This window comes from Pseudoxanthomonas sp. LjRoot204_2 (genome assembly GCF_056175765.1).
On sequence record NZ_JBGFFG010000528.1, the window covers coordinates 1 to 2,032 of the forward strand.

The 2,032-nt window shown below is 64.5% G+C and carries 3 protein-coding genes; all 3 read right to left on the reverse strand.

Going from position 1 to position 2,032, the window contains the following annotated elements:
* Nucleotides 1–330: hypothetical protein (locus AC04L7_RS17480; protein ID WP_475513542.1), on the reverse strand; the 330-nt coding region annotated here is incomplete at its 3' end.
* 11 nt (nt 331–341) lie between these two features.
* The gene (locus tag AC04L7_RS17485) at nt 342–1,352 is read right to left on the reverse strand and encodes a hypothetical protein (protein WP_436001332.1); all 1,011 of its coding nucleotides are present in this window, start codon (nt 1,350–1,352) and stop codon (nt 342–344) included.
* Between the two features lie 19 nt (nt 1,353–1,371).
* Nucleotides 1,372–2,032 (reverse strand): DotG/IcmE/VirB10 family type IV secretion system protein (locus AC04L7_RS17490; protein WP_475513543.1); only part of this gene is annotated, 661 nt, incomplete at its 5' end.

Below are 2,032 nucleotides of genomic sequence, written 5' to 3' on the forward strand. Positions count from 1 at the left end.
GATCATGGCTGTGCCCTCAGATGTCATGTTGCTTGAGGGCGTGTAGCCAATCAGGTTCTGCGTTGTGGTCGAATCACCGTAGATTGTCTGTAGAAGCGTTGTCGCTGATGCGCMCAGGTTCCAAAGGAGAATTCCGGCGACGAAGTACATGAGCGGCTTACGGAGCTCACTACTACCGTCTTTCTCACCATACTTGGCGTTGAACACCAGTCGAGAGCCGGAGTGGATCACCAGTGCGACGGCTACGACGGAGGCGAAGACATTGAGCGCGTCGATGCCGATCGGCACCAACTCGACAAGGTTCTGCGTCATGGTGGTCGCTGCGGACATGATCTGCTCCGTTACTTCAAGACGCGGCCGTCATCGAGCTGCACTTGCGCGCTCTCGGCATTGATGCCTTTCACCGTGCCAACACCCGGGATCACGTCGCCGTTGCGCACCTGGATGCTCTCGCCGGCGGTCGTCTGCACCCACGCGGTATCACCCACCACCGCACGCAGGCTGACGCCGGCGACCGGCGCAGCAGGCTTCGCAGATGCCGTCGAAGGCGGCGTCTGACGCGTTGGCTTCGACGATGCGGCAGTGCTGGTGCGCGGCTTCGCTGAGGCGGCACGCGCTGCACGCGGCGCACTTGCCACAGTCGCCGGCTTCTGCGACTTCAAGCTGGCCACCTCGGCCTGCAGCGACTGGACCTGGGCGCGCAGCTGGGCCAGCTCCGCCTGTGACGCCGCGTTCGCGGCCGCGACAGGTGCAACCGTGGGCGATGCTGCTTGCGCGGGCACGGCGATCGCCGGCGCTACGGGAGCGCTCATCTGCACCGCAGGCTGCGGCGTGACAGCCTCTTGAGGCAAACGCGCCTGGCGAGCGGCAGCCAGGGGATCTTGGGCCGGCGTGGCCACAGGTGCAGCGATGGCGGGGACTGCCGCGGGCTGTACCGCAAGCTGCGCGGCGTCGGGGTTGGTGACCGCTTGCATGGTCGGATCGATAGCAGGCGGGGCAACGAATGCCGGCGGGGCCGTTTCGGCGCCAGCTTGCTCCGGTGCCTCGGTCTCGGCGGCCTGCTCAGGCGTGGGTTCCACCGCTTCGAGCGACATCGAAGAATCGGCCATGCCTTCCATCTGCGCTTCATCGCCGCCGCCACCACCGGTGAACGTGCGCATCACGAAGTAGCCCATGAACAGCGTCACGCCCAGCATCATTGCCCACATGCCGATGCTCATGCCGGCGATGGTCTTGCCCTTGGGCTTGCTTGGGGCGGCAGACGCAGTGTTCACATGGTTGAAGGCAGACGCGGTGTCGGTTTCGTCACCGGGGCCATCAGCGAAGACATCGTCTTGGTCGAGCGTGGACATGCAATAGATCTCCTGGGCCTCAGCGCTGCGGGRCCGCGTCTTGAAGGAAAAGAACACCAATGTCGATGCCAGCCGCGACCTTGACCGTGCGTCGGCGCGTGCTGCCTTGGGATAGGTTCTGGCTTACGGTGCGGCCTACGTTGCCCACACCGATCTCGATCAGTTGGCGGTCGGTGTAGGCGTCCTTTTGGACGACCGTGGTAGTGCCGTTGGAGACGACGCTCTCATTCTGGCCGCCGCGGAGAAGACCATCGGAGTAGCCAGCGAGGAACGAACCGATGAAGATCTTCGCGCCGTTGGACAGATAGTGGTTGTCCACGTCGGTGGCCAGCGCCGCCCGATTGTCCTTGTTCGGATCGACGGCCCACGCGTTGATGGAGCGTGTGGCCTTCTCGCCAGGCACCGCCATCGCCGTGAACTGGACGCCGACTGCTTTTGCGTCCTGCCCCATGCTCATCTGCCCGATCAGGCGAGCACCTTGGAACGGACCAGGCTGGCGGACGGTCGCGATGACCGGGCCTGCCTCGTCAGAATTGATGGCTGTGTCCAGGGTGGCGTACAGCTGATCCCCTGCCCGGACGTCAGCAGCACTCGTGTCAGCGGCTGCCAGGGCGGCCTGGTACTGGGCAGGATCATTGGCAGCCGAACTACCATCGCCCTGCGTAGCAACGCGCTCACGC

Excerpts from the sequence above, each read along its gene's own strand:
- AC04L7_RS17485 (WP_436001332.1), bottom strand. The coding sequence starts at position 1,352 with ATGTCCACGCTCGACCAAGACGATGTCTTCGCTGATGGCCCCGGTGAC.